Origin of the sequence: Leisingera sp., assembly GCF_034669605.1 — a bacterium.
Classification (GTDB): Bacteria; Pseudomonadota; Alphaproteobacteria; order Rhodobacterales; family Rhodobacteraceae; genus Leisingera.
Genome location: NZ_JAXMOX010000041.1, coordinates 1 through 26622 on the forward strand (window position 1 = coordinate 1; position 26622 = coordinate 26622).

The 26622-nt window shown below is 63.9% G+C and carries 25 protein-coding genes; 9 read left to right on the forward strand and 16 right to left on the reverse strand.

The window, feature by feature from the left end; translation table 11 throughout:
• From VOI29_RS07260 to VOI29_RS07290, 7 genes are all read right to left on the reverse strand, one after another.
• The coding region (locus VOI29_RS07260) for an NAD(P)-dependent oxidoreductase (protein WP_416361493.1) at positions 1-521 on the reverse strand (521 nt) is incomplete at its 3' end.
• Positions 522-538: 17 nt separating this feature from the next.
• Complete coding sequence (gene rodA / locus VOI29_RS07265; protein WP_323777203.1) at positions 539-1690, reverse strand: rod shape-determining protein RodA; 1152 nt, start codon at positions 1688-1690, stop codon at positions 539-541.
• Positions 1687-3633, reverse strand: a complete 1947-nt coding sequence (gene mrdA, locus VOI29_RS07270; RefSeq protein WP_323777204.1) for a penicillin-binding protein 2 — start codon at positions 3631-3633, stop codon at positions 1687-1689. The genes rodA and mrdA overlap by 4 nt, the downstream gene beginning before the upstream one ends.
• Positions 3630-4169: a rod shape-determining protein MreD gene (locus tag VOI29_RS07275; RefSeq protein WP_323777205.1), complete on the reverse strand. Its 540-nt coding sequence runs from the start codon at positions 4167-4169 to the stop codon at positions 3630-3632. The genes mrdA and VOI29_RS07275 overlap by 4 nt, the downstream gene beginning before the upstream one ends.
• Complete coding sequence (gene mreC / locus VOI29_RS07280; protein ID WP_323777207.1) at positions 4162-5103, reverse strand: rod shape-determining protein MreC; 942 nt, start codon at positions 5101-5103, stop codon at positions 4162-4164. The genes VOI29_RS07275 and mreC overlap by 8 nt, the downstream gene beginning before the upstream one ends.
• A 65-nt stretch (positions 5104-5168) precedes the next feature.
• Positions 5169-6215, reverse strand: coding sequence for a rod shape-determining protein (locus VOI29_RS07285; RefSeq protein ID WP_024088661.1), 1047 nt, complete (start codon positions 6213-6215; stop codon positions 5169-5171).
• 219 nt (positions 6216-6434) lie between these two features.
• The gene (locus VOI29_RS07290; RefSeq protein ID WP_323777209.1) at positions 6435-7217 is read right to left on the reverse strand and encodes a hypothetical protein; all 783 of its coding nucleotides are present in this window, start codon (positions 7215-7217) and stop codon (positions 6435-6437) included.
• 120 nt (positions 7218-7337) lie between these two features.
• Between VOI29_RS07290 and VOI29_RS07295 the strand changes: the two genes are divergently transcribed.
• Positions 7338-8132, forward strand: a complete 795-nt coding sequence (locus VOI29_RS07295) for a 23S rRNA (adenine(2030)-N(6))-methyltransferase RlmJ (RefSeq protein ID WP_323777211.1) — start codon at positions 7338-7340, stop codon at positions 8130-8132.
• On the opposite strand, the gene VOI29_RS07300 is transcribed toward VOI29_RS07295, so the two are convergent.
• Positions 8069-8701 carry a TetR/AcrR family transcriptional regulator gene (locus VOI29_RS07300; RefSeq protein WP_323777213.1) on the reverse strand — a complete coding sequence of 211 codons (633 nt, stop codon included), beginning with the start codon at positions 8699-8701 and terminating at the stop codon, positions 8069-8071. The genes VOI29_RS07295 and VOI29_RS07300 overlap by 64 nt on opposite strands.
• 91 nt (positions 8702-8792) lie before the next feature.
• Here VOI29_RS07300 and VOI29_RS07305 point away from each other — a divergent pair, with 91 nt between their 5' ends.
• Positions 8793-9116, forward strand: coding sequence for a darcynin family protein (locus VOI29_RS07305; RefSeq protein ID WP_323777215.1), 324 nt, complete (start codon positions 8793-8795; stop codon positions 9114-9116).
• Positions 9117-9230: 114 nt separating this feature from the next.
• On the opposite strand, the gene VOI29_RS07310 is transcribed toward VOI29_RS07305, so the two are convergent.
• Positions 9231-10829 (reverse strand): 2-isopropylmalate synthase, encoded by a 1599-nt coding sequence (locus tag VOI29_RS07310; protein WP_323777217.1) that lies wholly within the window; start codon positions 10827-10829, stop codon positions 9231-9233.
• A gap of 242 nt (positions 10830-11071) precedes the next feature.
• The gene (locus VOI29_RS07315; RefSeq protein WP_323777219.1) at positions 11072-12445 is read right to left on the reverse strand and encodes a PLP-dependent aminotransferase family protein; all 1374 of its coding nucleotides are present in this window, start codon (positions 12443-12445) and stop codon (positions 11072-11074) included.
• A 96-nt stretch (positions 12446-12541) separates the two neighbouring features.
• Here VOI29_RS07315 and VOI29_RS07320 point away from each other — a divergent pair, with 96 nt between their 5' ends.
• The gene (locus tag VOI29_RS07320) at positions 12542-13207 is read left to right on the forward strand and encodes a pyridoxamine 5'-phosphate oxidase family protein (RefSeq protein WP_323777220.1); all 666 of its coding nucleotides are present in this window, start codon (positions 12542-12544) and stop codon (positions 13205-13207) included.
• Between the two features lie 47 nt (positions 13208-13254).
• Here the strand turns inward: VOI29_RS07320 and VOI29_RS07325 are convergent, their stop codons facing one another.
• Positions 13255-14658, reverse strand: a complete 1404-nt coding sequence (locus VOI29_RS07325) for a 2-isopropylmalate synthase (RefSeq protein ID WP_323777222.1) — start codon at positions 14656-14658, stop codon at positions 13255-13257.
• Positions 14659-14838: 180 nt separating this feature from the next.
• Here VOI29_RS07325 and VOI29_RS07330 point away from each other — a divergent pair, with 180 nt between their 5' ends.
• The 4 genes from VOI29_RS07330 (at position 14839) to gltX (ending at position 20004) form a co-directional block, all read left to right on the forward strand.
• The gene (locus tag VOI29_RS07330; protein WP_323777224.1) at positions 14839-16497 is read left to right on the forward strand and encodes an NAD+ synthase; all 1659 of its coding nucleotides are present in this window, start codon (positions 14839-14841) and stop codon (positions 16495-16497) included.
• Between the two features lie 181 nt (positions 16498-16678).
• Positions 16679-18010 (forward strand): FAD-binding oxidoreductase, encoded by a 1332-nt coding sequence (locus tag VOI29_RS07335; protein WP_323777225.1) that lies wholly within the window; start codon positions 16679-16681, stop codon positions 18008-18010.
• Positions 18011-18122: 112 nt separating this feature from the next.
• Positions 18123-18551 (forward strand): DUF1801 domain-containing protein, encoded by a 429-nt coding sequence (locus VOI29_RS07340; protein ID WP_323777227.1) that lies wholly within the window; start codon positions 18123-18125, stop codon positions 18549-18551.
• A gap of 127 nt (positions 18552-18678) precedes the next feature.
• Positions 18679-20004, forward strand: coding sequence for a glutamate--tRNA ligase (gene gltX / locus VOI29_RS07345; RefSeq protein WP_323777229.1), 1326 nt, complete (start codon positions 18679-18681; stop codon positions 20002-20004).
• Positions 20005-20088: 84 nt separating this feature from the next.
• Here gltX and VOI29_RS07350 read toward each other — a convergent pair whose 3' ends face one another.
• Both VOI29_RS07350 and VOI29_RS07355 read right to left on the reverse strand, forming a co-directional pair.
• Positions 20089-21282: a DUF2254 domain-containing protein gene (locus tag VOI29_RS07350; RefSeq protein WP_323777231.1), complete on the reverse strand. Its 1194-nt coding sequence runs from the start codon at positions 21280-21282 to the stop codon at positions 20089-20091.
• On the reverse strand, positions 21276-21851 hold the full coding sequence (locus VOI29_RS07355) for a gamma-glutamylcyclotransferase family protein (protein ID WP_323777232.1): 576 nt from the start codon (positions 21849-21851) through the stop codon (positions 21276-21278). The genes VOI29_RS07350 and VOI29_RS07355 overlap by 7 nt, the downstream gene beginning before the upstream one ends.
• A 101-nt stretch (positions 21852-21952) precedes the next feature.
• Here VOI29_RS07355 and VOI29_RS07360 point away from each other — a divergent pair, with 101 nt between their 5' ends.
• Positions 21953-22402 (forward strand): Rrf2 family transcriptional regulator, encoded by a 450-nt coding sequence (locus tag VOI29_RS07360; RefSeq protein ID WP_323777234.1) that lies wholly within the window; start codon positions 21953-21955, stop codon positions 22400-22402.
• Positions 22403-22422: 20 nt separating this feature from the next.
• Here VOI29_RS07360 and VOI29_RS07365 read toward each other — a convergent pair whose 3' ends face one another.
• Together VOI29_RS07365 and VOI29_RS07370 are read right to left on the reverse strand one after the other, a co-directional pair.
• Positions 22423-24948, reverse strand: coding sequence for an ABC transporter permease (locus tag VOI29_RS07365; RefSeq protein ID WP_323777236.1), 2526 nt, complete (start codon positions 24946-24948; stop codon positions 22423-22425).
• Positions 24945-25649 (reverse strand): ABC transporter ATP-binding protein, encoded by a 705-nt coding sequence (locus tag VOI29_RS07370; protein WP_323777238.1) that lies wholly within the window; start codon positions 25647-25649, stop codon positions 24945-24947. Before VOI29_RS07370 ends, VOI29_RS07365 begins: the two co-directional genes overlap by 4 nt.
• 48 nt (positions 25650-25697) lie before the next feature.
• Between VOI29_RS07370 and VOI29_RS07375 the strand changes: the two genes are divergently transcribed.
• On the forward strand, positions 25698-26339 hold the full coding sequence (locus VOI29_RS07375; RefSeq protein ID WP_323777240.1) for an arylesterase: 642 nt from the start codon (positions 25698-25700) through the stop codon (positions 26337-26339).
• Between the two features lie 58 nt (positions 26340-26397).
• On the opposite strand, the gene VOI29_RS07380 is transcribed toward VOI29_RS07375, so the two are convergent.
• Complete coding sequence (locus tag VOI29_RS07380; protein WP_024088679.1) at positions 26398-26607, reverse strand: cold-shock protein; 210 nt, start codon at positions 26605-26607, stop codon at positions 26398-26400.
• Between the last annotated feature and the right edge of the window lie 15 nt (positions 26608-26622).

Below are 26622 nucleotides of genomic sequence, written 5' to 3' on the forward strand. Positions count from 1 at the left end.
GTGATGGCTTCGACCTCCTTTTGCGACCGGCTCCAGCCGGACACCTGAAATCCCAGGGCGGCCAGCGCTTGGGCACACGCGACGCCGAGGGCGCCCAGGCCAAGCACCGTCACCCGGCGTTCCTTTGCCAGCGGCGGCGCCTGAGGCTCCCAAATGCCGTTCTGGCCGCGGATATGGGCATCCATCCCCAAGTGATAGCGCAGCGTGTGCCCAACCACCCATTCGGTCATCCCCTGCGCCAGGCCGCTATCCACCATCCGCGTGAGCGGCACGCCTGCAGGCACAACGGGCACGATCTTTTCAACGCCCGCCCACAGGCTCAGCACCGCTTTCAACCGGGTAAATGGGGCAAAGTCGCTGACCGGTCCGCTGGGAGCAAAAACGATATAATCCACGTCTTCCGGTGCAAATTCGGTGCGCAGATCGGCATTGGTACCCAACCGGGAAAGTTCTGCCTTCAACAGCGCTTCATAGGCAGGCCAAGCGTCCTCGCGGCCGGCGTACAGAACATTTGCAGTCATAGGAACTCCGTCAATATCTAGCGAGAGGATTGCCGCGGCCGGTGGATGTGGGCGCTTTGCACAATGCCGAAAGCCCCAAGCAGCACCAGCATCGCCGAGCCGCCGTAAGAGACCATCGGCAGCGGCACGCCGACCACTGGTGCCAGCCCCATCACCATCGACATGTTAACGGCAAAAAACAGAAAGAAAGTGATGGCGATGCCCATGATCACCAGCGACGAGAACCGGTCCTTGGCGGCAATCGCCGAAGCGATGCAGAACAGGATGATCAGCATGTAAATGGACAATAGGGTCACACCGCCGATAAAACCGAACTCCTCTGCCAGGGTGGTAAAGATGAAGTCGGTGTGCTTCTCGGGCAGAAAGTTCAGCCGCGACTGCGTACCCTGCATGAAACCGCGCCCGGACCAGCCGCCGGAGCCAAGCGCGATCTTGGATTGGGTGATGTGGTAGCCTGCACCCAGCGGGTCCTGCGAGGGGTCCATAAATGTGTCGATTCGGCGGAACTGATAGTCTTTCAGAAGCTGCCATTCGGTGCCGCGGCTTTGGAAGACTGCGCTGACCAGCCCGGCGCCTGCAGCAATCACGGCGGCGAAATAGGCCCAATGGACACCGGCCAGGAACATCACCCCGCCGCCTGCCGCCAACAAGAGGATCGAGGTGCCGAGGTCTGGCTGCTTCAGCACCAGTGCCGTCGGAAGCAGGATCAGAACCACCGGCAGCAGCACCCACAAGGGGCGCGAGGTTTTATCAGGCGGCAGCCAATCGTAGTAGGCCGCCAGCAGCATCACCAAGGCGATCTTGGTCACCTCGGACGGCTGCAGCCGCATGAAGCCGATATCGATCCAGCGCTGTGCACCCATGCCGACGGTGCCGAACAGTTCCACCGCGACCAGCAGTGCCAGCGACCCCAGATAGGCCAGCACCGACACGTTGCGCCAGAACCAGATCGGGATCATCGCCACCACAAACATGACGCCGAGACCGAGGGCAAAACGTTTGACCTGCGGTTCCACCCAGGGGCTGAAGGAGCCGCCCGCCACCGAATAAAGCATCAGAAAGCCGACGCTGGACACCGTGATCAGCAGCAGCGTCAGCCCCCAATTCAGATACAGGATCTTACCCAGGCCGGAGGGTGTCGATTTGGCGTTATATTCAAGATAGCTCATGCCTTGCTGCTCCGGCTGCCCAGGGGGCGCTTGACACGCTCGCGTTCCAGCCGCTCCTGCTGTGCCTTGATGCGGCTGCGGTCACCTTTGGGGTAGGCTTCCAGCGGCGGTGTGCCGTCGTAGAGCGCTTGCAGCAGCACGTCGCGGGCAATCGGCGCCGCCACTTTGGAGCCGCCGCCGCCATGCTCGACCACCACGGCCACAGCATATTTCGGGTTATCATAGGGGGCAAAACAGACAAATAGAGCATGGTCGCGCCGGTCCCAGGGCAGATCCTCGTTGCGGATCACCCCTGCGGCCCGTTCGGCGGCGGTGATGTTACGCACCTGGCTGGTGCCGCTCTTGCCGGCCATCCGTATGTTGTCAGCGATGATGCGGGAGCGGTAGCCGGTGCCCCGGCGGTCGTTGCTGACCGAATACATGCCGCGCCGCACCATGCGCAGGTTGTTTTCGCTGACATCCAGGGGGGCGCCCGCGCCGCTGGGCAGTTCCACCCCGTCAAGCGACTTCAGCAGCCGCGGCGTCACGCTGCGCCCGGTGGCGATCCGTGCGGTCATCACCGCCAGCTGCAACGGCGAGGCGAGCGTAAAGCCCTGGCCGATCGAGGAGTTCGCGGTGTCGCCGATCAGCCAGTCCTTGCCGTAAGAGCGGGCTTTCCATTCCTTGGTCGGCGTGATCCCCTGTGCCACAGCCGACATCGGCAGGTCGTGCCTGATGCCCAGCCCGAATTTGTTGGCCATGGCAGAGATGTTGTCGATCCCGGTCTTGATTGCCACGTCATAGTAATAAACATCGCAGGACCGTTTCAGTGAAGTATTGAGGTCCACATGCCCGTGGCCTGCCCGTTTCCAGCAATGGAAGCGGCGGCCGGCAACTTTCAGATGGCCGGGGCACCAGACGGTTTCCTCCGGTCCGATCACACCCTGTTCCAGCGCCGCCAGCGCGGTGATCATCTTGAAGGTAGAGCCAGGCGGGTAGGTGCCCTGCACGGTCTTGTTGGAGAGCGGGCGGTATTCGTCTTCGGTCAGCATCCGGTAATCGGCCACCGAAATGCCGCGCACGAACAGATTGGGGTCGAAACTGGGGGAAGAGCAGATCGCGCGGATATCGCCGTCTTCGCAATCGATCACCACCGCTGCCGCGCTTTCCCGGCCCAGCCGGGCCTGTACGTAGTTTTGCAGCTCCGCGTCAGTGGTCAGCTGCATGTCTGCACCGGATATGCCCTCGCGCCGGTCCAGTTCACGCATCACCCGGCCGGTGGCGTTCACTTCCACCCGTTTGGCACCGGCCTTGCCGCGCAGCACGTCCTCGCGCTTGGCCTCGAATCCCACCTTGCCGATCTGGAAGCGCGGGATCAGAAGCACCGGCTCGGGGTCTTCCATTTTGCTCAGGTCATAATCCGAGACCGGCCCGACGTAGCCCACCACATGGGCAAAATCGCCAAGCTGCGGATAGACCCGGGTCAGGCCGACCTCCGGCGTTACACCTGGCAGGGCCGGGGCGTTCACTGCCACCTTGGAGATATCCTCCCAGCCGATCCGGTCGGCCAGGGTGATCGGCAGGAACGGCGGCGACCGGCGCATCTCGGTGCGGGCGCGCTCCAGGTCTTCGGGATCCAGCGGCAGCAGGCTCGACAGCTTGTCAATCACCGCTTCCACGTCGCCGGCATCCTCGGGCACCACGGTAATCCGGTAGGAGGGGGAGTTCTGCGCGATGATCAGCCCGTTGCGGTCGAAGATCTGCCCGCGGGCAGGCGGCAGCAGGCGGATGTTGATCCGGTTTTCCTCAGCCAGCAGGCGGAACTCATCCGCTTGATCCACTTGCAGAAAACGCATTCTTGCCGCCAGCCCGCCTGCAAAGGCCAGCTGCAGCCCGCCAAGCAGCAGCGCGCGCCGGGTCATCTTGCCGTGCGAGACGTCCAGATCCTTGGAGTTGCGTTTCATCGGCGGCTCATCAGGGTTTCGGCTTCGGACGGGGAGAGTTTACGGACGCCCAGAATAGTCTGGCTGCACCAAACTGCCAGCGGATAGGCGAGGATGGTCATCACAATCTGGATCACGGTCAGGCTAAGCGGCGCCTGTTCCACGCCAAACACCACAAGAACCAGCCGGTTCAATGTAAAAACCCCGGTCAGGATAACGCCAGCCGCCAGCCACTCGCTGGCAAATGTGCTTTCACGTTGCGGGGCCGCGCGCCCTTTCAGGTATTCGCAGGCCAGCACCGCCAGCAGCGCCAGCAATCCGGGCGGGCGCTGGAACAGAAAATCCGAAAGCAGCATGACCAGGGCAATCGACAGCGCGGGCACAAAGTCGGGCCGCCGCAGCGACCAGGTCATGGCCAGCAGCAGCAGGAAATCCGGCGGCGCCCAAAACCGCGGCTCGGTGTTCAGCGGCAGCAGGTGAAAAAACATGATCAGCAGCGCCAGCGCCGGAAAGGTCAGGCGCATGGTCCAGATCCGGGCAGCCGAAGTATTAGCCATTGCCCGCCTCAGCCGTGCCTTCAGCGCTGCCGTCTCCCAGTCCTTCAGGCCGCGGCTGCGGAACCGGATCACCCGGAGCTGCACCGACCAGCCCGCCGGGATCCTGGATCACCTCGGTTCCGTGGTGGCGCAGCACCCGCAGAAACTCCAGCCGGCTGTAATCGGCGGACAGCCGCACCCGCATCCGGCCCGAGCGGTCTTTGGCCACCTGGCCGATCAGCAGGCCTGCGGGAAACACCGCGCCGTCGCCGGAGGAGATCACCCGGTCGCCGGGCCGAACGAGATCGGGGTTTTCCAGAAAACTCAGGACTGGCGCGGCGCTGTTGTCGCCGGTGACCAGCGCGGTCTGGCCGGAGGGCTGAATGGCGGCTGGGACAGCGCTGGCAGCGTCGGTCAGCAGAATAACACGCGCTGTGTCGCGCCCAGTGCCGGAAATCCGGCCCACCAGCCCGATCCCGTCCATCGCGGCCCAGCCGTCATGCACCCCGTCGCGGCTGCCAACATTCAGCAGCACCGACTGCCGGAAGGGCGAACCGCTGTCGGCCATCACAACCCCGGTGATATAGGTCAGCTGCGGGTCCAGCCGCACATTGTTGAAGTCCAGCAGCCGGGCATTTTCCTGCTCCAGCTGCAGCGCCGCCTCTTTCCAGGCCCGCATCTGGCGCAGCTCGCTGCGCAGCTCGCGGTTCTGCTCGGCAAGCCGCTGATAGCTTTGGAAATCGCGCACCAGGTTAATGGCGGCGGTGACTGGCACCATGGCCCAATCCATGCTGGGGACCACCTGGTCCGCCACCTGGGCGCGGAAACGCTCCACCCGCGGGCTGTCGATCCGCCAGACAATAAAAACTGCAGCCAGGCACAGGCACAGCACCGCTGTCAGCAGACGCCGCAGCGGGGTTGTATAATCGTCGCGCTGTGACCTGCCTTTTGCCACGTCTCTCCTTCCAGCCGCCCCTTCGGCCCGCAGTCAGCCGGTGCCGTTTTGGCGGGCAGGGGCTGTTAGCTGTCGTAGTCGATGGCGTGGGCCAGCTGCTTTTCGTATTCCAGCGCCTTGCCGGTGCCCAGTGCCACGCAGTTGAGGCTTTCATCCGCAATCGACACGGCCAGTCCGGTCTGTTCGCGCAGGGCCAGATCCAGATCCCCCAGCAGCGCGCCGCCGCCGGTCAGCATCACGCCGCGGTCGACGATGTCGGCGGCCAGATCCGGCGGCGTGGTCTCCAGCGCGGTCATCACTGCTTCGCAGATTTGCTGGACAGGCTCGGCCAGGGCTTCGGCCACCTGCGCCTGAGAGATTTCGATTTCCTTCGGCACGCCATTCAGCAGGTCGCGGCCGCGGATCTGCATGGACTGGCCACGGCCGTCGTCCGGCATCCGGGCGGTGCCAATGGAGGTCTTGATGCGTTCCGCCGTGGCCTCGCCCACCAGCAGGTTCTGCTGGCGCCGCAGGTAGGAAATGATCGCCTCATCCATACGGTCGCCGCCAACGCGGACCGAACGGGCATAAACGATATCGCCCAGTGACAGCACCGCCACTTCGGTGGTGCCGCCGCCGATGTCGACAACCATGTTGCCGGTCGGGTCGGTGATCGGCATGCCGGCACCGATGGCCGCAGCAATCGGCTCGGCAATCAACCCGGCGCGGCGGGCGCCTGCGGACAGCACAGACTGGCGGATCGCACGCTTTTCAACAGGGGTGGCGCCATGCGGCACGCAGACAATGATCTTGGGCTTCGAAAAGGTCGAGCGCTTATGCACCTTGCGGATGAAATGCTTGATCATTTCCTCGGCGGTGTCGAAGTCGGCAATCACACCTTCGCGCATCGGCCGGATCGCCTCGATCGAGCCGGGGGTGCGGCCCAGCATCAGCTTGGCGTCTTCGCCCACCGCCAGCACCTTTTTGACGCCATCCTTGACGTGGTAGGCCACCACTGAAGGCTCGGACAGGATCACGCCGCGGCCCTTTACATAAACCAGCGTATTGGCAGTGCCGAGATCGATGGCCATGTCCGAAGTGAACAGACCGCCCAAGTTTCCAAAAAACGCCATATAGAAGGGATCCTGTGAGTGCTGCCATAATACCTTGGACGACTCCCGGAGGAGCCGCCTGCACCAACCTTATAAGCGGCAGTGCAGGGCCGCGAAAGGGCGTATTATGGTGAAACAGCGCCTTTCCGCCAAGTCCAGGGTGTCAATACCGGCTTTGTCAAGGCGGCAAGGCCGGGACTGGCGCAGGGCCTTGCCTGGGCCGGCAGCAGCGGGTCCAGGTCAGCTGGAGAAAATCCGCTTCATTTCAGTATCAAAATGCGACCAGGTCAGGCTGGCGCTGTTGCCGGCATAGCCCTCATAATACGACTTTCCGTTGGACGTCGGCAGCCCGGCCCAGATCTTGGCCAGGTTCAGCATGAAGGTCTTGCGCGGCATTTCTGCCTTCAGGAATGCGCTGTAACCGGCTTCTTCGATCAGCTGATGCGCCAGGCGGTCCTGCAACTCGGGCGAGAACCGCGCCTGCGGCTTCACGCCCTGATGCTTGACCAGCCGCCGGAATGTTGCGGGGATCAGCTGGTAGCGCCCGATGGCATGGGGCTGTCCTGGTGTTGCATTGATCCAGGCGTTGATCTCGGCAACAGTCATCTGGGTAGGTTTCTTCGGCGGCTTTCGTTTGGCGCCAAGCTGCACGGCATCATAATTCGCCTTGCCTGCTTCTGCGCTGGCGATCAGAGACAGCAGTTGGCTTACGCTTGGCGGCGTTCTGAGGGCCGGAGCAAACAGGCTGCCGCTGCTGCGGCCGCGGAACAGGCTGGCGGCGCCGGGGTCAAGCGACACCGCACCCCGGCCGGTGTTTGCGCCGGGCAGGGTATCGGGCAGCAGGCTGGCGATTGCCTGCGGTGCCGGGCCCGCCGCGGACCCCGGTTGCGGAGCAGAGGCTTTGTGCAGGAAGAACTGGTTGCCGACCAGCGAATAGCCTTGCGCGCTGACCGCTGCCGCTGCGCACAGCAGCATAGCCAGAAATGTAAGGAAGAGGGCAACGGCGCTCGTTCTGAGGGGCATAGGAACCTGCATTCTGCGGTATCTCGACTGGCTGCAGTCTGCCGTGCCGAGGTTGAGATTCCGTTTATCCTGCGGCCGCAGCCCCTTCCGCCCTGCGGGAATTGCCGCTAGAGGGGGCCTATGCTCTCCTATCAGCACATATACCACGCCGGGAACCTGGCTGACGTTCAGAAGCACGCGCTGCTTGCCTGGACGCTGGCCTACCTCACCCGCAAGGACAAACCGCTCAGCTATATCGAGACTCATGCCGGCCGGGGGCTCTATCAGCTGGACGCAGCAGAGGCGGTCAAGACCGGCGAAGCGGAACAGGGCATCACACGGGTTCTGGCGGACCATGGCCTGGCAGCGGATCACCCGCTGCACCACGCCCTGACGGAAACCCGCAATCAGCATGGCGGCGCGGCCTATCCAGGCTCGCCGCTGGTCGCCGCCTCTTTGCTGCGTCCGGGCGACGCGCTGCATTTTGCCGAGCTGCACCCGCAGGAAAACGCAGCCCTGCGCGCCGCACTGAGACCCTGGAAGGCCAAGGTGCATCAGCAGGACGGGTTTGAGCTGGCCATGTCACTGGCGCCGCCAACCCCCCGCCGCGGCCTTATTCTGATTGATCCCAGTTACGAAATTAAAACCGACTATGCCCGTATTCCCGGCATCATCGGCCAGCTGCACAAGAAGTGGAATGTGGGAATCATCGCTTTGTGGTATCCGATCCTCAAGGACGGCGCCCATACACAGATGCTGACGGCGCTGGAGGCGCAGGGCCTGCCTGGCGCGTTGCGCCACGAGGTCTCCTTTCCGCCGGTCCGTGACGGGCACCGGATGATTGGCAGCGGCATGTTTGTGGTCAACGCCCCCTATGGCATCGAAGACGAGGCCGCCCGGCTGTCGGCGCTGTTCGAAGGGATTTCCCGCAAGTAACCGCGCACCGCCCGCCTCACCCGGGCGGCCAAGCCCGGCCCGCCGGCCTCGCTGCTGAGGGCAGCTGCGTTGATGATGCCTTTGGCAATGGCGACCACGTCGCGGGCCTCTTGCAGACCAGCGGCGGGCTGCAGGCGCCGCACAGTCTCCAGAATAAGCTGCGCCATCTCATCTGCCAGCGCCGCGGTTTCCTCCGCCAAGTGCAGCTGCTGCCCGGCATATTCAGCTTCAAGAGCCAGGCGCGGCCGCTCAACCTGGTGCCGCATCCCGGCATCCAGCAGCGCCTGCAGGGCCTTTTCAGGCGGGGCCTCCTGGTTTGCGGATACAGCTGCACGCATCCAGGACAGCAGCTCTGCCCGCTTGGTCCGCAGCAGCGCCGCCAGCACCGCCTCCTTATTGGGGAAGTACTGATAGAGCGAACCGATACTGACCCCGGCACGGGCGGCGATTGCATTGGTGGTCAGCCCGGCGCTGCCGCTGGTTTCCAGAATGCGAGCAGCCGCCTCCACGATTGCCGCCTGAGTGGCGCGGGACCGGGGCTGAGCGGCTTGTTTTCTGGGCGCGTGCATGGGTGGGCGGCTCCTTGCGGGAATGCGAGTTGCGTATGCGAGCAATCATTCACATTCTTGGGGCTCAGACAACACAGCACAGGCCGACCCCATGAAACTCACTGTATTTCTGCTGCTGCGTGCGGCGCCCTCCTGGCTGCGCCTCGACCGCGCCGAACGCGGCCGTATCGCCGACGCGGCTCTGGAACCCTTCACCCGTGACGGGCTGACCCTGCGCCATTTTGATGCCGAGGCCTTTCACGGCCGGATCAGCGACGTGGCCATGATCGAGGCGGATGATGCCACGGCCTATTACTTCGCGATGGAGCAGCTGCGGGATTCTCCGCTGATCGCGGAAGGGTATTTTGAAACCTTGGAGATAATCCCGGCCTATGAGAATGGCTTCCGGCATTTTGAAGCAGCCCATGCGGTCTGAACGCCAGTCAGCTGCTGGCCGCGCCTTGCCAAAGCCCGGCAAGAGGTATCGCTTTGAACAACAAAGGGCGCCGCAGAGGGCGCCCTTTGTCTGTTGTGTCTGACCGGCTGCGGATCACGCCAGGTCTTTATAGGAAATCTCGCGTGTATCGGCGCCTTCGCCAACCCGGCCGCGGCGCACGATCAGGCGGTTCAGCGCGTTCACATAGGCCTTGGCCGAAGCCACCACCGTATCGGTGTTGGCGCTTTCGCCGGTGGCGATGATGCCGTCTTCCTCCAGCCGCACCGAGACCGTCGCCTGCGCGTCGGTGCCTTCGGTCACCGCGTGCACCTGGTACAGCTGCAGCCGGGCGGTGTTCGGATAGATCATGCGGATCGCCTTGAAGGTCGCATCAACCGGACCGTCGCCCTCGGCGGTCTCGGTCACGTCCTTGCCGTCTATCTCCATCTCAAGGGTGGCTTCCGCCGGGCCGCCGGTGCCGCAGACCACTTTCATCGAAACCACTTTCAGGTAGTCGTTCTCGGCGTCCGCACCGGTGCGCATCAGCGCAATGAGGTCGTCGTCAAATACCTCTTTCTTGCGGTCGGCCAGTTCTTTGAAACGGACAAAAACATCCTTCAGCTGGTTGTCACCGACTTCATATCCAAGGTGCTCCAGCTTGTCGCGCAGCGCGGCGCGGCCGGAATGTTTGCCAAGCGGCAGGGAGGTGCCGGAGAGGCCCACGTCCTCGGGCCGCATGATTTCAAAGTTTTCGCGGTTCTTCAGCATCCCGTCCTGGTGGATACCGCTTTCGTGGGCAAAGGCGTTTTTACCGACAATGGCCTTGTTCGGCTGCACCACAAAGCCGGACACGGTCGAAACGCGGCGCGAGATATGCATGATCTTGGTGGTGTCGATACCAGTGTGCCAGGGCATGATGTCATTGCGCGTCTTCAGCGCCATCACCACCTCTTCCAGTGCGGTGTTGCCGGCGCGTTCGCCAAGGCCGTTGATGGTGCATTCGATCTGCCGCGCACCGCCGGCAACTGCCGCCAGCGCGTTGGCGGTCGCCATGCCAAGGTCATTGTGGCAATGGGTGGCAAAGACTACCTCGTCCGCGCCCGGCACGGTCTCGATCAGGCGCTTGATCAGGTCGGCGCTTTCCATCGGCGCGGTGTAACCCACGGTGTCGGGGATATTGATGGTGGTGGCGCCGGCCTTGATGGCGATCTCAATCACCCGGCACAGATAATCCCATTCGGTCCGGGTCGCATCCATCGGCGACCACTGCACGTTGTCCACCAGATTGCGGGCATGGGTGACCGTTTCGTGGATCTTGTCGGCCATCTCGTCCATGGTCAGGTTCGGGATGGCGCGATGCAGCGCCGAGGTGCCGATGAAGGTATGGATGCGCGGCTGCGCGGCCTTGCGCACGGCTTCGGCGCAGCGGTCAATATCCTTGAAGCTGGCGCGGGCCAGGCCGCAGATCACGGAATTTTTCGAGCGTTCGGCAATTTCGGACACCGCGCGGAAGTCGCCTTCCGAGGCAATCGGGAAGCCGGCCTCGATGATGTCCACTCCCATATCATCCAGAAGCCCGGCAATCTCCAGCTTCTCGTCATGGGTCATGGTGGCGCCGGGGCTTTGTTCGCCGTCGCGCAGGGTGGTGTCGAAAATCACGACACGGGATTTGTCGCCGGAGTTCGGGCCGGTAATCGGGGAAGTGTTGGTCATGCTGGTATCTCTTGTCTCTGTCCTAGGCCCTTTGGGGCATCATAAGCCTTCGATGGCGCGCGTGCGGCAATCCTCTGAGCGGGCGCGCCGGAAGGGCCCGCTCAGAGGCGGGCTAGGATCAGTAGGGCGCGCAGAGCGGCACCGCGGGACGCGGCGGCGGCAAGGGGGATATCTGCGCAAATGGTCATGCAAAGGATTTATACAGAGGCAATTGCAAATGAAAAGCCCATAGGCAGAGAATTTCAGCTTTGCTCCACGATCCGCCGCAGCCCGGCGATCTGGCCGGGCAGCGCATCCGGGGGGGCTTGGCAAAATCCGATAAGCAGCCCTTGGGACTGCTTGGCCGGATCATGCGGGGACAGGGGCCTGACGGCATACCCGGCGTCACCCGCGCGGCGGCAGATCCGGGTGTCACCGCGTTCGCCGGCCAGATGAAAGGCAATCTGCATCCCGGCATTGTGGCGCTGGAAAACTCCCAGCCAATCCGGCCATGCCTCCAAGGCATCTGCGGCCGCAGCATAGCGTTCCGCATACAGCCTGCGTGCGCGGCGGATGTGGCGGTCATATTGTCCTGAGGCCATGAAATCCGCCAAAGGCCGCTGCGCGGTGATGGCCGCGCCTGCACTTGGGTGGATGAACAGGGTGCGGAACGGCGGCACCAGCGCGGGCGGCAGGATCGCATATCCCAGCCGCAATGCGTGGGAAAATGTCTTGGAGAACGTGCCCACATAGATGCAGCGGCCCTCCCGGTCGAGCGCGGCCATGGCAGGGACCGGCTGCCCGGCATAGCGGAACTCGCTGTCGAAATCATCTTCGATGATCCAGCCGCCCCGGTCCTTGGCCGCTTGCAAAAAGGCTTGCCGTTGCGGAACAGGCAGGGTGCCGCCAAGGGGGAACTGATGCGACGGGGTCAGCAGCGTGACCTTGGCCATCTGCCTTGGAATCTCCGCCCCGCGCGCGCCCGCGCGCAGCCAGCGCACGTCCCACCTGCGCGCCAGGGCAAACCGCTGGGTCGGGGTGAACCCGGGCGCCTCCAGTGCGATGTCCTCGCCGCCAACCAGGAAATCCATCGTCAGCTCCAGCGCTTCGCGGGCGCCGCTGGTGACCAAAACCTGCCCGGCGCTGCATTCGATCCCCCGCCAGCGGGCCGCGTATGCAGCGATCTCGCGGCGCAGTTCGGGATCGCCAAAGGCATCTGCCTGATGGCTGAGGCTCAGCGGATCCATCCTTGCCACACGTGAAACACAGCGCGCCCAGGGGCGGGCCGGAAACACCTCCGGGTCCGGTGCGCCGGGCAGTAGCATTCCCGGGGCTGGCGCTGTCACGGCGGGCAGAGGCCGGGATGAAGCCGCCGGCGGGCGGATCGGCGCCACATCGCAGACAAAGATCCCCGCGCCGCGCCGGGTTCCGGCGAACCCCTCGGCCACCAATTGGTCATAGGCCGTCACCACAGTGGACCGTGCCACACCCAGATCCTGCGCCAGCGCCCGGGACGAGGGCAGGCGGGTGCCGATACCCAGGCTGCCATCGCTGATCCGGCGGCGCAGCGCCGTGACGATTTGCAGGTATAGCGGCTCAGCGTTGTTCGCTGACACCATGCCGGAGAGGTCAATCATAGTGGACTGTTCTTTTTGTCTGAAACTGGACGTTAATTGTAGTCCAGTTTGCGCATAGCTGTCCTGGAAAGACAATCAGGAACAAGAGGTCAGCCTATGAGCCAGTCCGAACCGGAAAACGCCCTGAAATCCGAACGCAGCCGCCTGCGGCGCGCGCACGAGCGCGGCCTTTATGACCGCGGCGCTGTCTATCAGGTGCTCGACGCCATGCCGCTTGCCCATATCGGTTATCAGCTCGATGGGGCCACATCCGTGCTGCCGACTCTGCAATGGCGCGAGGGCGATCACGTCTATTGGCACGGCTCCGCAGCCAGCCGCGCGGTCCGGGCGATGGAAGGGGCGGAGGTCTGCCTGAACGTCACCTGCATGGATGGCTATGTGCTGGCGCGGTCAGCCTTTCATCATTCGGTCAATTTCCGTTCCGCAATGCTGTTCGGAACGGCTGAGAAGGTGACGGATGAAGACGCCAAGGCTGCCAGCCTGAAGTCCATGGTGGACCACATCTTCCCTGGCCGCTGGGACGCGCTGCGCCCCATGACCCGTCAGGAGCTGAAGGCAACGGCCCTGCTGCGGATGCCGATTGAGGAAGGCGCCGCCAAGATCCGCAGCGGCCCGCCCAAGGATGACGGGGAAGATTATGCGCTGCCGATCTGGGCGGGCGTGGTGCCGATGGCAATGGAACTGAAGCCGCCGCAGCCCGATCCCGCCAATCTGGAAGGCGTGGCGATGCCGGATCATCTCAGCCGCATCCGCATCGGCTGACCGGAAAAAAGGAGGGGCGCTGCACAGCGCCCCGATCCATTTCCGCCTTACCCGCCGTTTTTGCTGACCAATGCACCGTTTTCCCAGGTGCCTTCCGCCTGCTGGCCGCTGGCATATTTCATCGTGCCCGGCCCCTGGCGCTTGCCGTTGACAAAGCTGCCCTCGTAAATGTCGCCATTGGCATAAGTCGCCACGCCGTCACCGAAAATCTTGCCTTCGCGCCATTCTCCTTCGTAAGAGAAGCCGTCGGGCATGACGATCTTGCCCTGACCGTGCCGCTGGCTGTCCGCAAACGCACCGGTATAGACCGAGCCATCGGCATAGGTCACCTTGGCCTCGCCGTGGCGCTGCCCGTCCTGCCAGCCGCCCTCATACCGATAGCCGTCGGCATAGGTCATAACCCCTTGGCCATGGTTTTTGGCATTCTGGAATTCACCGGTGTAGGTGATGCCATTGGGGTAGGTGGCAGTGCCGGTGCCTTCAATCACGCCGGCCACCCAGGCGCCTTGATAGGTGGAGCCGTCGGGATAGGTAATCTTTCCCTGACCCTCGGCCAGATCATCGCGGAAATCCCCTTCATAGACTGACCCGTCAGGATAGACCGCCTTGCCTTTGCCTTCGATCTGCCCCTTTACCCATTCACCGGTATAGCTGTAGCCGTCCTTTTCGGTGAAAGTGCCGGTGCCGTGGCGCTGATCGTTCTGGAAGCCGCCGGTATAAGTGTCGCCGTTGGCATATCTCTGCGTGCCGGTGCCATGACGGCGGCCTTTTTGCAGCTCACCCTCATAGATGTCACCATTGGGCTGCATCAGTTTGCCGGTGCCGTGCATCTGGCTGGCGGCCCATTCGCCCTCGTAGACCAGCCCGTCCGAGGTCTCCAGCTTGCCTTGACCCTGCAATTGGCCATCAGCCACGGCGCCTTCATAGACAGTGCCCTCGGCATAGGTGATCTTGGCTTGTCCCTGCTGGCGTCCCGCAACCCAATCACCGTCATAAATATATCCGTCAGGCGAGGACATCACACCTTTGCCGTGGCGTTCGCCTTCAGCAAAACTGCCTTGATAACGCACGCCGCTGGCATAGACCGAGGTGCCGTCGCCGTGAATTTGCCCTTTCTGCCAGCCGCCCTCATAGGTGCTGCCGTCGGCGCGGGTGAGTTTACCCAGCCCATGCGGCTTGCCTTGCGCAAATTCGCCCTCATAGACCGAGCCGTCGGGGAACCGCGCGATGCCATGGCCACGGACCTCGCCATCAACCCAGTCGCCGGTGTACTCATATCCGTTGGGCAGTTTGTAGGTGCCGGTGCCATGTTGCAGCCCGTTCCGGAAGGTGCCCTCGTAGACCCCGCCGATTTCGTCCTGAGTGGTAATGACGTCACCCTCCTGGGCCAGCGCCGGTGCGGCCAGTGCCAGAAGTGTGGAAAGCGCGAATGCGGTGCCGAAACGGGTCATTGAAACCTCTGCCTGCCCAGAAATTACGGTGCTGCTGCCATATTGGGTTGCTCGCCGGGAAACTAAGCTACCGCAGGCGGGGCCGCAATGTCTTTTACCCGCCTTCCGCGCCTTGCTCTTTTACTTGGCGTTCAATCTGGTAAATGGCTCTCAGTGAGTTTTGCAAAGGGCCAAAGCAGCATGGCAGACCGTTTCCGCGTGACACTGGCGCAGCTGAACCCCACGGTGGGCGACCTGGCGGGCAATGCCGCCAAGGCCAGGGCCGCCTGGGAGGAGGGCCGCAAGGCCGGCGCCGATCTGGTGGCGCTGCCGGAAATGTTCATCACTGGCTACAATACCCAGGACCTGGTGATGAAACCGGCGTTTCACTCGGCGGCCATCGCAGAGGTCGAAAAACTGGCCGCCGACTGCGCCGACGGGCCGGCGCTGGCGGTCGGCGGCCCCTGGATCGAAGGCGGCAGGCTTTACAACGCCTATCTGATCCTGAAGGGCGGCAAGATCGCCTCGCGCAGCCTCAAGCACCACCTGCCGAACGAAACCGTCTTTGATGAGGTCCGCATCTTCAACGAAGGCCCGCTGGGCGGTCCCTATGCTGTCGGCAATACCCGCATCGGCTCCCCCATCTGCGAAGACGGCTGGCATGAGGACGTGGCCGAAACCCTGGCCGAGACCGGTGCCGAGTTCCTGCTGATCCCCAACGGTTCGCCCTATTTCCGCAACAAGATGGAAGTGCGCTTCAACCACATGGTGGCGCGCGCGGTCGAAACCCATCTGCCGGTGATCTACCTCAACATGGTGGGCGGCCAGGATGACCAGGTGTTCGACGGCGGCTCCTTTGTGCTGAACCCCGGCGGCGCCCTGGTGCTGCAGATGCCGGTGTTCGACGAGGCCTATGCCCATCTCCGCCTGGAACGCACCGACGAGGGCTGGCACGCGGTCGAGGGCGAAAAGGCGCATCTGCCGGACGCGTGGGAGCAGGACTACCGGGTGATGGTCGAGTCCCTGCGCGACTACATGGGCAAGACCGGCTTCAAGAAGGTGCTGCTGGGGCTGTCCGGCGGTGTTGACTCGGCCATTGTCGCGGCGATTGCGGTGGATGCGCTGGGGGCGGAAAACGTCCGTTGCGTGATGCTCCCGTCCGAATACACGTCAGAGGAGTCGCTGGAAGATGCCGAGGCCGTCGCCAAGGCGCTGGGCGTGCACTACGACTATGTGCCGATTTCCGAGGGCCGGGCCGCCATCACCAACACACTGGCGCCGCTTTTTGCAGGTATGGAGCCGGGCCTCACCGAAGAAAATATCCAGTCCCGGCTGCGCGGGCTCTTGCTGATGGCGATGTCCAACAAGTTCGGGGAAATGCTGCTGACCACCGGCAATAAATCCGAAGTCGCGGTGGGCTATGCCACCATCTATGGCGACATGAACGGCGGCTACAACCCAATCAAGGATCTCTACAAGACCCGTGTGTTTGAGACCTGCCGCTGGCGCAACGCCAACCACCGCCCCTGGATGAAGGGCCCGGCGGGGGAGGTCATCCGCCCCAATGTGATCGACAAGCCGCCCAGTGCTGAGCTGCGCGAGGATCAGAAGGACAGCGACAGCTTGCCGGACTACCCGGAGCTGGACGCAATCCTGGAAATCCTCGTCGATAGGGATGGTTCAATCGCTGATTGTGTTGCGGCCGGATACAGCCGGGACGTGGCCAAGCGGATCGAGCATCTGGTTTATATCAGCGAATACAAGCGCTTCCAGTCCGCGCCCGGCGCCCGGCTGACGCCGCACGCGTTCTGGCTGGACCGCCGCTACCCGATTGTGAACCGCTGGCGCGACCCGTCCTGAAAGCTGGCGTTAACTCATTGAAGCCGCAGGCATTTCCATGCTTGCGCAGTTGCTTTCCGGGACCGGTGACGCAGCGGTAACGCTCTGATATGCGGCGGAAAAATCACAATGACGGAAAGCGGCGCAGGATACGTCGCCTGGACGCTGGACCGCCGATTCCGCAACGGGCATAGATGCAGTTATGCCCGGACCCAGACTGCCCCATTTCCAATCCGATCTGGCCTTGCCCAAGGCCGTTGAAGCCGTGGTGACCGGCGGTGGCATCATTGGCGCGGCAACTGCGCTGGAGCTGGCCGAACGCGGCTGTTCGGTGCTGCTGTGCGAAAAGGGGCAGATCGCCGGGGAGCAAAGCTCGCGCAACTGGGGATGGGTGCGGATGTCCTGCCGCGACCCGCGGGAAATCCCGCTGATGACCGAGGCTTTGCGGCTGTGGGATGGGCTGGCGGAACGCACCGGACGGGAGACCGGATTCATCCGCTCCGGCATTCTCTATACCGCGGAAACCGCCAGGCGCGAGGCGCAGCTGGAACGCTGGCTGCGCAATCTCGATGGTTTGGGGCAGGGCGCCCGGATGGTCCGCGGCCAGCAGTTGGAGCAGCTGATGCCGGGCCACCAGTCCAAAACCCGCAGCGGGCTGCTGACGCCGATGGACGGACGGGCTGAACCGCAGATGGCGACGCACGCCATTGCCCGTGCCGCACAGGCGGCAGGCGCCAAGGTAATGACCGAATGCGCAGTTCGCAGCGTCGAGACCGCGGCCGGCCGCATCAGTGGCGTGATGACCGAGCGCGGCCGGGTTGCCTGCTCCGCTGTAGTCGTGGCGGGCGGGGCCTGGTCGCGGCTGTTCCTGGGCAACGCAGGTGTGAATCTGCCGCAGCTGAAAGTTCTGAACTCTGTCCTGCGCACGTCACCTGTGCAGGGCGGGCCAGACACCGCCATCCGCAGTGCCAATCTGGGCCTGCGCAAACGCGCCGACGGCGGTTACACGGTGGCGGATGCCCATGAAAACATCGTCGATATCGTTCCGGACAGCTTTCGCCTGGGCTGGAAATTTCTGCCCAGCTACCGGCAGGAATGGCGGGCGCTGCAGTTCCGCCTGTCAGACCGCTGGCGCGAGGAGGCGGCCCAGGGCCGCCGCTGGCAGCCGAACCAGACCACCCCGTTTGAGTTGTGCCGGGTGCTGGACCCTGCGCCGTCGCAAAAGGCGCTGAAAAGCGGCTGGGCGGCAGCGCAAAAGGCCTTTCCCGTGCTGAAAGGCGCCGATGTGGTGCAAAGCTGGGGCGGGCTGATCGACGCAACCCCGGATGCGATCCCGGTGATCTCGCAGGCCGACGGGCTGCCGGGACTGTTCATCGCCACCGGATTCTCGGGCCATGGCTTCGGCATCGGCCCCGCTGCGGGCAGACTGACCGCCGATCTGGTCACCGGCGACAACCCGGTGGTGGATCCGAGACCCTTCCGCCTGTCGCGGTTTTCCGACGGGACACGGTACGGGCCTCAGACCGGATACTGACCAGGCAGGGCTTGCGCGGCATCAGCTGATCGCCTGCCGCCACAAAGCGGCGAGTGGGGGCTAGGAACAGGATTGGAATGCGGGGTAGGATCCGGCAGGAGGCGTGCCCGCCATGAACCAGAACAAGACCGTCCCCACCGGGGCCAGCGTTGCGCAATTTCTTGCCGGTGTTGAGCCGGAACGCAAAGCAGATGAGGCACAGCAGCTGGACACCCTGTTCCGCGAGGTTACGGGCTATGAGCCACAGATGTGGGGGCCCACGATCATTGGCTATGGGCGCTACCACTACTGCTATGTTACCGGCCGCGAAGGCGGCTTTCTCGCCACCGGCTTCTCCCCCCGCAAGGCGCGCCATTCGATCTACATCATGCCGGGTTATCAGGACTACGGTGCCATCCTCTCCCGCCTCGGCAAGCACAAGCTGGGCAAAAGCTGCCTTTATGTGAACAAGCTCGCCGATATCGATCTGGACGTTTTGGCCGAATTGATCCTGGCGGGACTGAAGGATCTGGATGCGATCTGGCCGGTGCAGCCTGCTTGACGAACCGGGGCTTTCATCTTTCTGAAAATACTCCTGCCGGAGGCAGGCGCCACGGCTGCGTTAACTTTGCTGAAACTGGACAAACCGCGGCCCATGTGACAAGGGGCAGGGCAACAGGAGAACCGTGATGACCACCACCCGTTTTGCCCCGTCGCCCACCGGTTACATCCATGTGGGCAACCTGCGCACCGCGCTGATGAACTACCTGATCGCCCGCAAGGCCGGCGGCACCTTCATTCTGCGCATCGACGACACCGACCCGGAGCGGTCGAAGGAAGACTATGTCGATGCCATCAAGCAAGACCTGGAATGGCTGGGCCTGACCTGGGACAAGGTGGAGCGCCAGTCGGAACGGCTCGACCGCTATGTTGCCGCGGCGGATAAGCTGCGCGGGATCGGCCGCTTTTACGAGGCATTCGAGTCTCCGGTCGAGCTGGACCTGAAGCGCAAGAAGCAGCTGAACATGGGCAAGCCGCCGGTCTATGACCGCGCCGCGCTGGCGCTTTCGGACGACGAGAAGGCCAATCTGCGCGCCGAGCGCGGCGATGGCGTCTGGCGCTTCAAGCTGGACCATCAGCGTATCGAATGGGCCGACGGCATCCTGGGCGATATCTCCACCGACGCGGCCTCGGTCTCCGACCCGGTGCTGATCCGCGGCGACGGGCAGTTTCTCTATACGCTGGCCTCGGTGGTGGATGACACCGAGATGGGCGTGACCCATGTGGTGCGCGGCTCCGACCATGTGACCAACACCGCGACCCAGATCCAGATCATCGAAGCGCTGGGCAGCACGGTGCCGTCGTTCGCGCACCACTCGCTGCTGACAGGCCCCCAGGGCGAGGCTCTGTCCAAACGCCTTGGCACGCTTGCCCTGCGCGACCTGCGCGAAGCGGGTGTGCAGCCGATGGCCCTGCTGTCTTTGATGGCCCGCCTGGGCTCCTCCGACCCGGTCGAGCTGCGCAGCGAACTGGCGGAACTGATCGACGGCTTCGATATCAATCGCTTCGGCGCCGCGCCGACCAAGTTTGATGTTGAGGATCTCTATCCGCTGACCGCCCGCCACCTGCAGTCGCTGCCGCTGGACGCGGTACAGGCAGAAGTGGACGCGCTGGGTGTGCCTGCCGCGAAACAGGCGGCGTTCTGGGACATGGCCAAGGAAAACATCACCACGCTCAAGGATCTGGGCGGCTGGTGGGAGCTGTGCCGCGATGGTGCCGCGCCGCTGGTGGCGGATGAGGACAAGGATTTCATCGCCGAGGCGATGGCGTTGCTGCCGGAAGGCCCCTACGACAGCGAAAGCTGGGGCAAGTGGACCGCTGCCGTGAAAGAGGCGACGGGCCGCAAGGGCAAAGGCCTGTTTATGCCGCTGCGCAAGGCCGTAACCGGTATGGAGCGCGGCCCCGACATGTCGGCGCTGCTGGCGCTGATGGAAACAGTGCGCGCCCGCGGCTGACCGGTTGCTTCTGAAAGTGGAACAGGGCGGTGCTGCGAAGCACCGCCCTTGTGTTTTGGGACGCTTCCGCCGGATGCGGGACGTTCAATCCCAGCGGCCATCCTGCAGCTCCCGGCGCATGTCCTTGGCGGCCTCTGCCATGTCAGGATTGGGATGTTCGCCAAGCGCAATAAGGGATTTCTCCATCCAGCGCATCACCGAAGGGGCATCGCTGCCGCAGCGGGCAATCGGCGGAAAGGCGCAAGCCAGCAACTGCGGCGCTGTCACTGGCGGCACGTTGACATTGGGATAGGTGGCCTCGCGGGCGTCACTGACCCCATCCGCAGGTGTGTTTTCCCACAGCAGCCGTTCCAGCCGGCCCATGACCTCAACCGCTGTTCCGGGATCATTGACACCGGGTGACAGCGCCTTTTGCGCGGTTTCGGCCAGCAGCGACAGGCCAAAGGACGGGTCCTGATCAAAGCTGCGCACATCGCCTATGTCGATCGCGGCAGAGGCCGCCTTGCTGAACTTGTTGTCCCCGGAGGTGGCCCAGGCCACCGGCTGGCCGCGTAGAATGTACTCGCCCGGTGCCCGCGCCAGGGTGATCTGCACCTTGGCTTCGGCGGCCAGCTCATCCAGCTGGGCGAGCCCGGCAAAGCGTACAAAGCCGCTTTTGGCGGCGGGAATATCCACTGCGTCATCGGGTTTGGAAGCTTCCAGCGCGCATACCCCGCCCAGACAGGGCTTCTTTATCCGGGCGCGCAGGCTGGCGCGGGTGCGGTCCTCAATCAGCCGCAGGGTATGGTCCATGCTGCCAAGGCTGGACAAGTGATCAATCCAGCGCACGATGGCGCCAACAATCAGGATCACCACGATGATTGTCAGCCCGAAGACCACCAGCGCGCCCTCAGGCGTATAATACCGCGCCCGGAACAGGATCACTGCACTCAGCGAATAGATGAACCCGCCCACAAACGTGGCCAGAACCCGGTGGGTGATGGTGTCTTCCAGCAGCAGCCGGTAAACCCGCGGAGTGGCCATCGAGGCCGCAGTACGGTAGGCGCTGACCATAACATTAAGGGAAAATGTCGTGACTGCCAGCATGCCGGAGGCAAGGATTGTCAGCACCGGCAGCACTGCTTCACGCCCGAAATCTTCGCTAAGACCGTTCGGCAGCAGCGGTTTTGCCAGCGGTGCCAGCAGCAGAAGCAGCAAGGAAAAAAGGGAAATCAGTACAACTCTGAACCAGAGCTGCCGTGCAATCCGGCCGAGGTGCAATAGCGCCTTTTCTAACATGCCCCCGAGACTACCCGGCGGGCGCCTGTGCTGTCGATCAGTTCATCAAACAATTTGCGTTCGGCCGCCGTCACCGGCTGGTGCCGGGGATAGCGCGGCGCGGCCCGGTCGTTCAGCACAGGGGCGTCCCAACCATCGGTGGTTGCGGCAAAGCCCTGCAATCCAGCCTCGCCAAAGACCCGCAGATAGCCCTGCAGCACCACATCCAGATAGCTGAGCAGGATGGGATGCCTGTCCGTAACACCTTTCTGCTGTCCCGGTGCCACGGCATAAACGGATACTTCCGGCGTCCCCGCCAGCCCATGCAGAACCCTGTCTGAGGCGGGCAGCCGTTCGTAGGCAAATTCCCGTTCGTCCAGCGCAGCCCAGTCTGCCTCTGGCACCTCTGCGATCAGCCCGTCAATCACGCTGTCCCGGCAAGGCACAGCCGACAGAAACGCCACCTCTCGCAGGTCCGTATGCACCCAGGCGCGGCGCCAGCCGCGCAGCTGCGCAGGCCGGGCGCCGCCATAGTCATGCGTTGCCGTGTTCACCAGGCTGCCGTAGCCAAAGAAATAGGGGGCTGTCATCCGCTCCGCCTTTCTGCCGTGTTTCCGGGTATTGATGTATGTCAAACCGCTTTTTCCCGCCATGTGCAATAAGCGATGCACCATAGCTGCGGGAGCGACCCATGCGCATTACCAAAAGGACCAACATTGCCGTGCGGCTGCTGATGTATTGTGCCGCGCATGAGGACCGCCTGGTCACCAAGTCCGAGATTGCCGAATGCTGCAACATCTCGGAAAACCACTTGGCGCAGGTGATCAACCAGCTGAGCCAGCTTGGCTATCTGACAACCCTGCGGGGCCGTAACGGCGGCATGAACCTCGGCAAGCCCGCAGTCGAGATCCGGATCGGCGATGTGTTCCGCGATGTCGAAGGCAGCCTGCCGATGGTGGAATGCTTTGCCGACGCGGACAACACCTGCCCGCTGACCGATGCCTGCCGTCTCAAGGTGGCACTGGCCGACGCGGCGCAGGCGTTTTACACCGCGCTGGATGCCATTACCCTGGAAGCGCTGCTGTGCGGCAACCACGACCTGATGCGCATCCTGCAGCCGGTGTCCTGCGGCGCTCGCTGAAGCCGCCGCCGCAGGTCCGGTTACTCTCTGGCGCGCAGGATGCGGGCAGGCTTTGCTGCCAGCGGGCGCATGGCAAAGACCAGCCCGGCCAGAAGGGTTGTCAGAATGCCGCCTGAAACCACCATCAGCGCATTGGGCCAGATCACTGCATAGCCGGTCTCAAACACATAGGCATTGATCGCCCAGGCCCCGGCAATGCCGGCCGCCAGCGCAACCAGCCCGGCTGCCGCTCCCAGCAGGGCGGAGCGCAGCGCAAAGCTCAGCAGGATCTGCCTGCGCGGCGCCCCCAGCGTTTTCAAAAGTGCGGCCTCGTAACGGCGGGCAGGTTCTCCGGCAGCCGCAGTCCCCAGCAGCACCAGGAAACCCGTCAGCAGTGTCGCCGCAGCGCCATATGCGGTGGCGGCCGCGAGCTGCCGCAGAATGTCAGAGACCCGGTCAATGGCGTCGCGCATCCGGATCGCAGTGATGTTGGGCATCTCGCGCGCCAGATCGCGCAGGATCGCGGCTTCGGCCTGTTCATCGGCATAGACGGTGGCAATGAAACTATGCGGCGCACCGGCCAGTGCGGCCTCGTTCAGAACCATCACAAATCCCATGCCCGCAGTGGAGAAATCCACGTTGCGGAAGCTGGTGATGGTGCCGGTGATGTCCCGGCCCAGGATGTTCAGGGTCAGCGTGTCGCCCAAGGACAGCCCCAGTTCTTCTGCCTCTTCCGCGGCAAAACTGATTTGGGGGTCGCCGGTATAGTTCGCTGGCCACCATGTGCCGGCAGTCACTTCGGTTGCCTCCGGCCGGGCCGCGGCATAGGTGATACCGCGGTCGCCGCGCACCACCCAGTGATCGCCCGCAACCTCGGCAGCGGACTGGCCATTGATGCGGGTCAGCACCCCGCGCAGCATTGGCGCATTCTCTACCCGGTTCACGGCCGGATCATTCCCGACCCGCTCCAGGAAGCCGGGCATCTGGCTGCGCTGGATGTCGACAAAGAAATAGCTCGGTGCCACATCCGGCAGGTTGCCGGCAATCGCCCGGCGCATGTTGCCATCGATCTGGCCGATGGCGGCCAGAACCGTCAGCCCCAACCCGAGCGCCAGCACCGCCGGCACTGCGCCATCCCGCGCGCTGCCGATGGAGGACAGCGCCCAGCGAAGAGCAGGGCGCCCGCGCGAGGCAGCGGTGCTGCGGCGGGCCAGGAACCCGATCCCCAGCGCGGAAACCAGCAGTACCATCAGCGCCCCCATCAGACCGCCTGCGGTCCACAGCGTCAGCTGTGCCGAGCCGCTGAACCAGGCCGCCAGCCCCACCAGCGCCGCCAGCGCCAGCGCAGTGGCCAGCAAGTAGCGCGGTGCCGGCAGCCGGGTGCGGCTGGTAAAGGCATCGCGGAACAAGGAGGCCGCGCGGATGCGCTCGGCCCGGGCCAGCGGCCACAGGGCAAAGATGAAAGCGGTCAGCACGCCATAGAGTGCCGCCTCTGCCAGTGCCGACGGGTAGATCGAAAACACTGCTGGAAACGGCAGCTGCGCCGCAATCAGCGGCCCCAGCAGCATCGGCCCCAGCCCGCCCAGAACCAGCCCGATGCCGACCCCGATCAGCGTCAGCGCGCCGATCTGCAGGAAGTAGGTCAGGAAGATTGTCTGCCGCTCGGCCCCCAGCGTGCGCAGGGTGGCGATGGTGGCGGTCTTGGTTGCCAGATAGGCGCGCACGGCGGCGGAAACGCCAACCCCGCCCACCGCCAGCCCGGACAGGCCCACCAGCACCAGAAACCCGCCGAGACGTTCCACGAATGAGGCGATCCCTGGCGCCCCGTTCCGGGCATCGCGCCAGCGCATGCCGGTGGTTTCAAACAGACCCTCGGCCTCGGCCTGCAGTGTGTTCAGATCGCTGCCCGCCGGCAGCTCCATCCGGTATTTGGTGTCAAACAGCGTGCCGGGCGCCAACAGGCCTGACGCCGCCAGATCCCCGGTTCTCACCATAGTGCGCGGCCCCAGTTCAAAACCCGAGGCCGCGGCATCCGGTTCCAAGGCAATCACCGCCATCAGGCGGAAATCCTGGGTGCCCAATCGGAAGCTATCGCCCGGCTGCAGCCCCAGCCGGTCGGCCAGCACCCGGTCCATCACCCCGCCGGGCAAGCCCTCCGCTCCGGCCAAGGCGGTCTCCAGCGGCATCTTCGGCGCGAGGTCCATCGCTCCCTTCAACGGGTACAGCCCGTCCACCGCCTTCACCTGGGTCAGCCCGCGTTCCTCACCCACCGTGGCCATTGAGCGGAACTCGGCAATCTCGGAATAGCGCAGCGCGTTCCGGTCCAGCCAGGCACGTTCATTTTCATTGGCAAAGCGGTAGGTGAAATTCAGCTCGGCATCGCCGCCCAGGATCGTTGCCCCTTCACGCGACAGGCCGGTTTCGATCGAGGCCCGGATCGAGCCGATGGCGGCAATCACCCCGACGCCCAAAGCCAGACAAGCCAGAAAAATGCGAAACCCCTTCAGGCCGCCGCGCAGTTCACGCAAGGCAAACCTCCAGGCGAGACGAAGTCTGCCGGCATTCATTCGGCAGCCTCGCGCGCGGCCTCTTCATCGATCCGCCCGTCACGCAGCCGGATCACCCGGTCGCAGCGGGCGGCCAGTTCCGGCGCATGGGTGACCATCACCAGCGTCGCGCCAGAGCGGTCGCGAAGGCCGAACAGCAGGTCCATCACCGCGGCGCCATTGGCCTCGTCCAGATTGCCCGTCGGCTCATCCGCCAACAGGATCGCGGGCCGCGGCGCCAGCGCGCGGGCCAGCGCCACCCGCTGCTGCTCGCCGCCCGACATCTGCGCCGGGAAGTGGCCGGCGCGATGGCCAAGACCAACCGCCTGCAGCTCCGCCTGGGCGCGCTCAAACGCGTCCTTGGCGCCCGCCAGCTCCAGCGGTGTGGCGACATTCTCCAGCGCGGTCATTGTGGGGATCAGGTGAAAGCTCTGGAACACCACTCCCATGTTGTTGCGGCGGAACCGCGCCAGCGCGTCCTCGTCCATCACGGTAAGATCCTGGCCAAGCGCTGTGATTGTGCCGCCGGTGGCCTGCTCCAGCCCGCCCATCAGCATCAGCAGCGATGACTTGCCCGACCCGGACGGCCCCACCAGCCCCAATGTCTCCCCTTGCCGCACATCCAGCGAGATGCCGTGCAGAATCTCTACCGGGCCGGTATTGCTATTCAGGGTCAAAGACGCATCTAACAGATGCAGAGCGGGATTGTTATTGTCGGTCATCTGGCCTGCCTGTTGGGTCCATCTAACGGATATGGAGTGTTTGCGGCGATGCACAAGATACTGGCGCTGTTGAGCTTGCTGCTTTTTTCAAGCTCCGCCTGGGCTGAAACGCTGCGGATCACTGTATTGGGTGACAGTCTGGTGCAGGGCTACGGGCTGCCGCAGGACCAGGGCCTGGTGCCGCAGCTGGAGCGCTGGCTGAACGGGAATGGCGCCGAAGTGCGGCTGCAGAACGCCGGTGTGTCCGGCGACACCACCGCCGGCGGGGCGGAGCGCGCCGAGTGGACGCTGTCAGACAACCCTGACGGTTTGATCGTGCTTTTGGGCGGCAATGACCTGTTGCGCGGCTTGGCGCCGGAACAGGCGCGGGCGAATCTGGCCCTCATCCTGCAGGAAGCCGGAACCTTGGGAATTGAAACCCTGCTGATTGGCATGAAGGCGCCGGGCAATTACGGGCCAGAGTACAAAACCGCCTTTGATGCAATCTACCCCGGTTTGGCTGCCGAATTCGGGGCAGTGCTGCACCCGGATGCCTTTGCAGGCGTTGCAGCCAAGGCCGGAGGGGATCCGGCTGCGGCGCAAGTCTATATGCAGGACGACGGCATCCATCCCAATCCCGACGGCGTTGCACTGAACGTCGCGGCGCTGGGGCCAGCGGCCTTGCAGCTGGTCAAAACAATACGTCAGTGAAAACAGCCCCGTCGGGCAGGGCTGTTTGAACGCTGTCAAGCGTGATCAGAAGATCGGATCAGGAGGCCAGTGCGATATCAACCGCGGACTCGCGGCCGTCCCGGCCGGCTTGCAGTTCGTAAGTCACTTTCTGATTGTCGGCCAGGCCGGTGAGGCCGGATCGCTCAACTGCGGAAATGTGGACAAAAATGTCCTTGCCGCCATCATCGGGTGCAATAAAGCCGTAGCCTTTGGTGGTGTTGAACCATTTGACGGTGCCGGTCGCCATCGTCGTATTCTCCTA

Coding starts and splice junctions, on each gene's coding strand:
- rodA (WP_323777203.1), bottom strand. CDS start 1,690: ATGAGCTATCTTGAATATAACGCCAAATCGACACCCTCCGGCCTGGGT.
- mrdA (WP_323777204.1), bottom strand. CDS start 3,633: ATGAAACGCAACTCCAAGGATCTGGACGTCTCGCACGGCAAGATGACC.
- VOI29_RS07275 (WP_323777205.1), bottom strand. CDS start 4,169: ATGGCTAATACTTCGGCTGCCCGGATCTGGACCATGCGCCTGACCTTT.
- VOI29_RS07285 (WP_024088661.1), bottom strand. CDS start 6,215: ATGGCGTTTTTTGGAAACTTGGGCGGTCTGTTCACTTCGGACATGGCC.
- VOI29_RS07290 (WP_323777209.1), bottom strand. CDS start 7,217: ATGCCCCTCAGAACGAGCGCCGTTGCCCTCTTCCTTACATTTCTGGCT.
- VOI29_RS07295 (WP_323777211.1), top strand. CDS start 7,338: ATGCTCTCCTATCAGCACATATACCACGCCGGGAACCTGGCTGACGTT.
- VOI29_RS07300 (WP_323777213.1), bottom strand. CDS start 8,701: ATGCACGCGCCCAGAAAACAAGCCGCTCAGCCCCGGTCCCGCGCCACT.
- VOI29_RS07305 (WP_323777215.1), top strand. CDS start 8,793: ATGAAACTCACTGTATTTCTGCTGCTGCGTGCGGCGCCCTCCTGGCTG.
- VOI29_RS07310 (WP_323777217.1), bottom strand. CDS start 10,829: ATGACCAACACTTCCCCGATTACCGGCCCGAACTCCGGCGACAAATCC.
- VOI29_RS07315 (WP_323777219.1), bottom strand. CDS start 12,445: ATGATTGACCTCTCCGGCATGGTGTCAGCGAACAACGCTGAGCCGCTA.
- VOI29_RS07320 (WP_323777220.1), top strand. CDS start 12,542: ATGAGCCAGTCCGAACCGGAAAACGCCCTGAAATCCGAACGCAGCCGC.
- VOI29_RS07325 (WP_323777222.1), bottom strand. CDS start 14,658: ATGACCCGTTTCGGCACCGCATTCGCGCTTTCCACACTTCTGGCACTG.
- VOI29_RS07330 (WP_323777224.1), top strand. CDS start 14,839: ATGGCAGACCGTTTCCGCGTGACACTGGCGCAGCTGAACCCCACGGTG.
- VOI29_RS07335 (WP_323777225.1), top strand. CDS start 16,679: ATGCCCGGACCCAGACTGCCCCATTTCCAATCCGATCTGGCCTTGCCC.
- VOI29_RS07340 (WP_323777227.1), top strand. CDS start 18,123: ATGAACCAGAACAAGACCGTCCCCACCGGGGCCAGCGTTGCGCAATTT.
- gltX (WP_323777229.1), top strand. CDS start 18,679: ATGACCACCACCCGTTTTGCCCCGTCGCCCACCGGTTACATCCATGTG.
- VOI29_RS07350 (WP_323777231.1), bottom strand. CDS start 21,282: ATGTTAGAAAAGGCGCTATTGCACCTCGGCCGGATTGCACGGCAGCTC.
- VOI29_RS07355 (WP_323777232.1), bottom strand. CDS start 21,851: ATGACAGCCCCCTATTTCTTTGGCTACGGCAGCCTGGTGAACACGGCA.
- VOI29_RS07360 (WP_323777234.1), top strand. CDS start 21,953: ATGCGCATTACCAAAAGGACCAACATTGCCGTGCGGCTGCTGATGTAT.
- VOI29_RS07365 (WP_323777236.1), bottom strand. CDS start 24,948: ATGAATGCCGGCAGACTTCGTCTCGCCTGGAGGTTTGCCTTGCGTGAA.
- VOI29_RS07370 (WP_323777238.1), bottom strand. CDS start 25,649: ATGACCGACAATAACAATCCCGCTCTGCATCTGTTAGATGCGTCTTTG.
- VOI29_RS07375 (WP_323777240.1), top strand. CDS start 25,698: ATGCACAAGATACTGGCGCTGTTGAGCTTGCTGCTTTTTTCAAGCTCC.
- VOI29_RS07380 (WP_024088679.1), bottom strand. CDS start 26,607: ATGGCGACCGGCACCGTCAAATGGTTCAACACCACCAAAGGCTACGGC.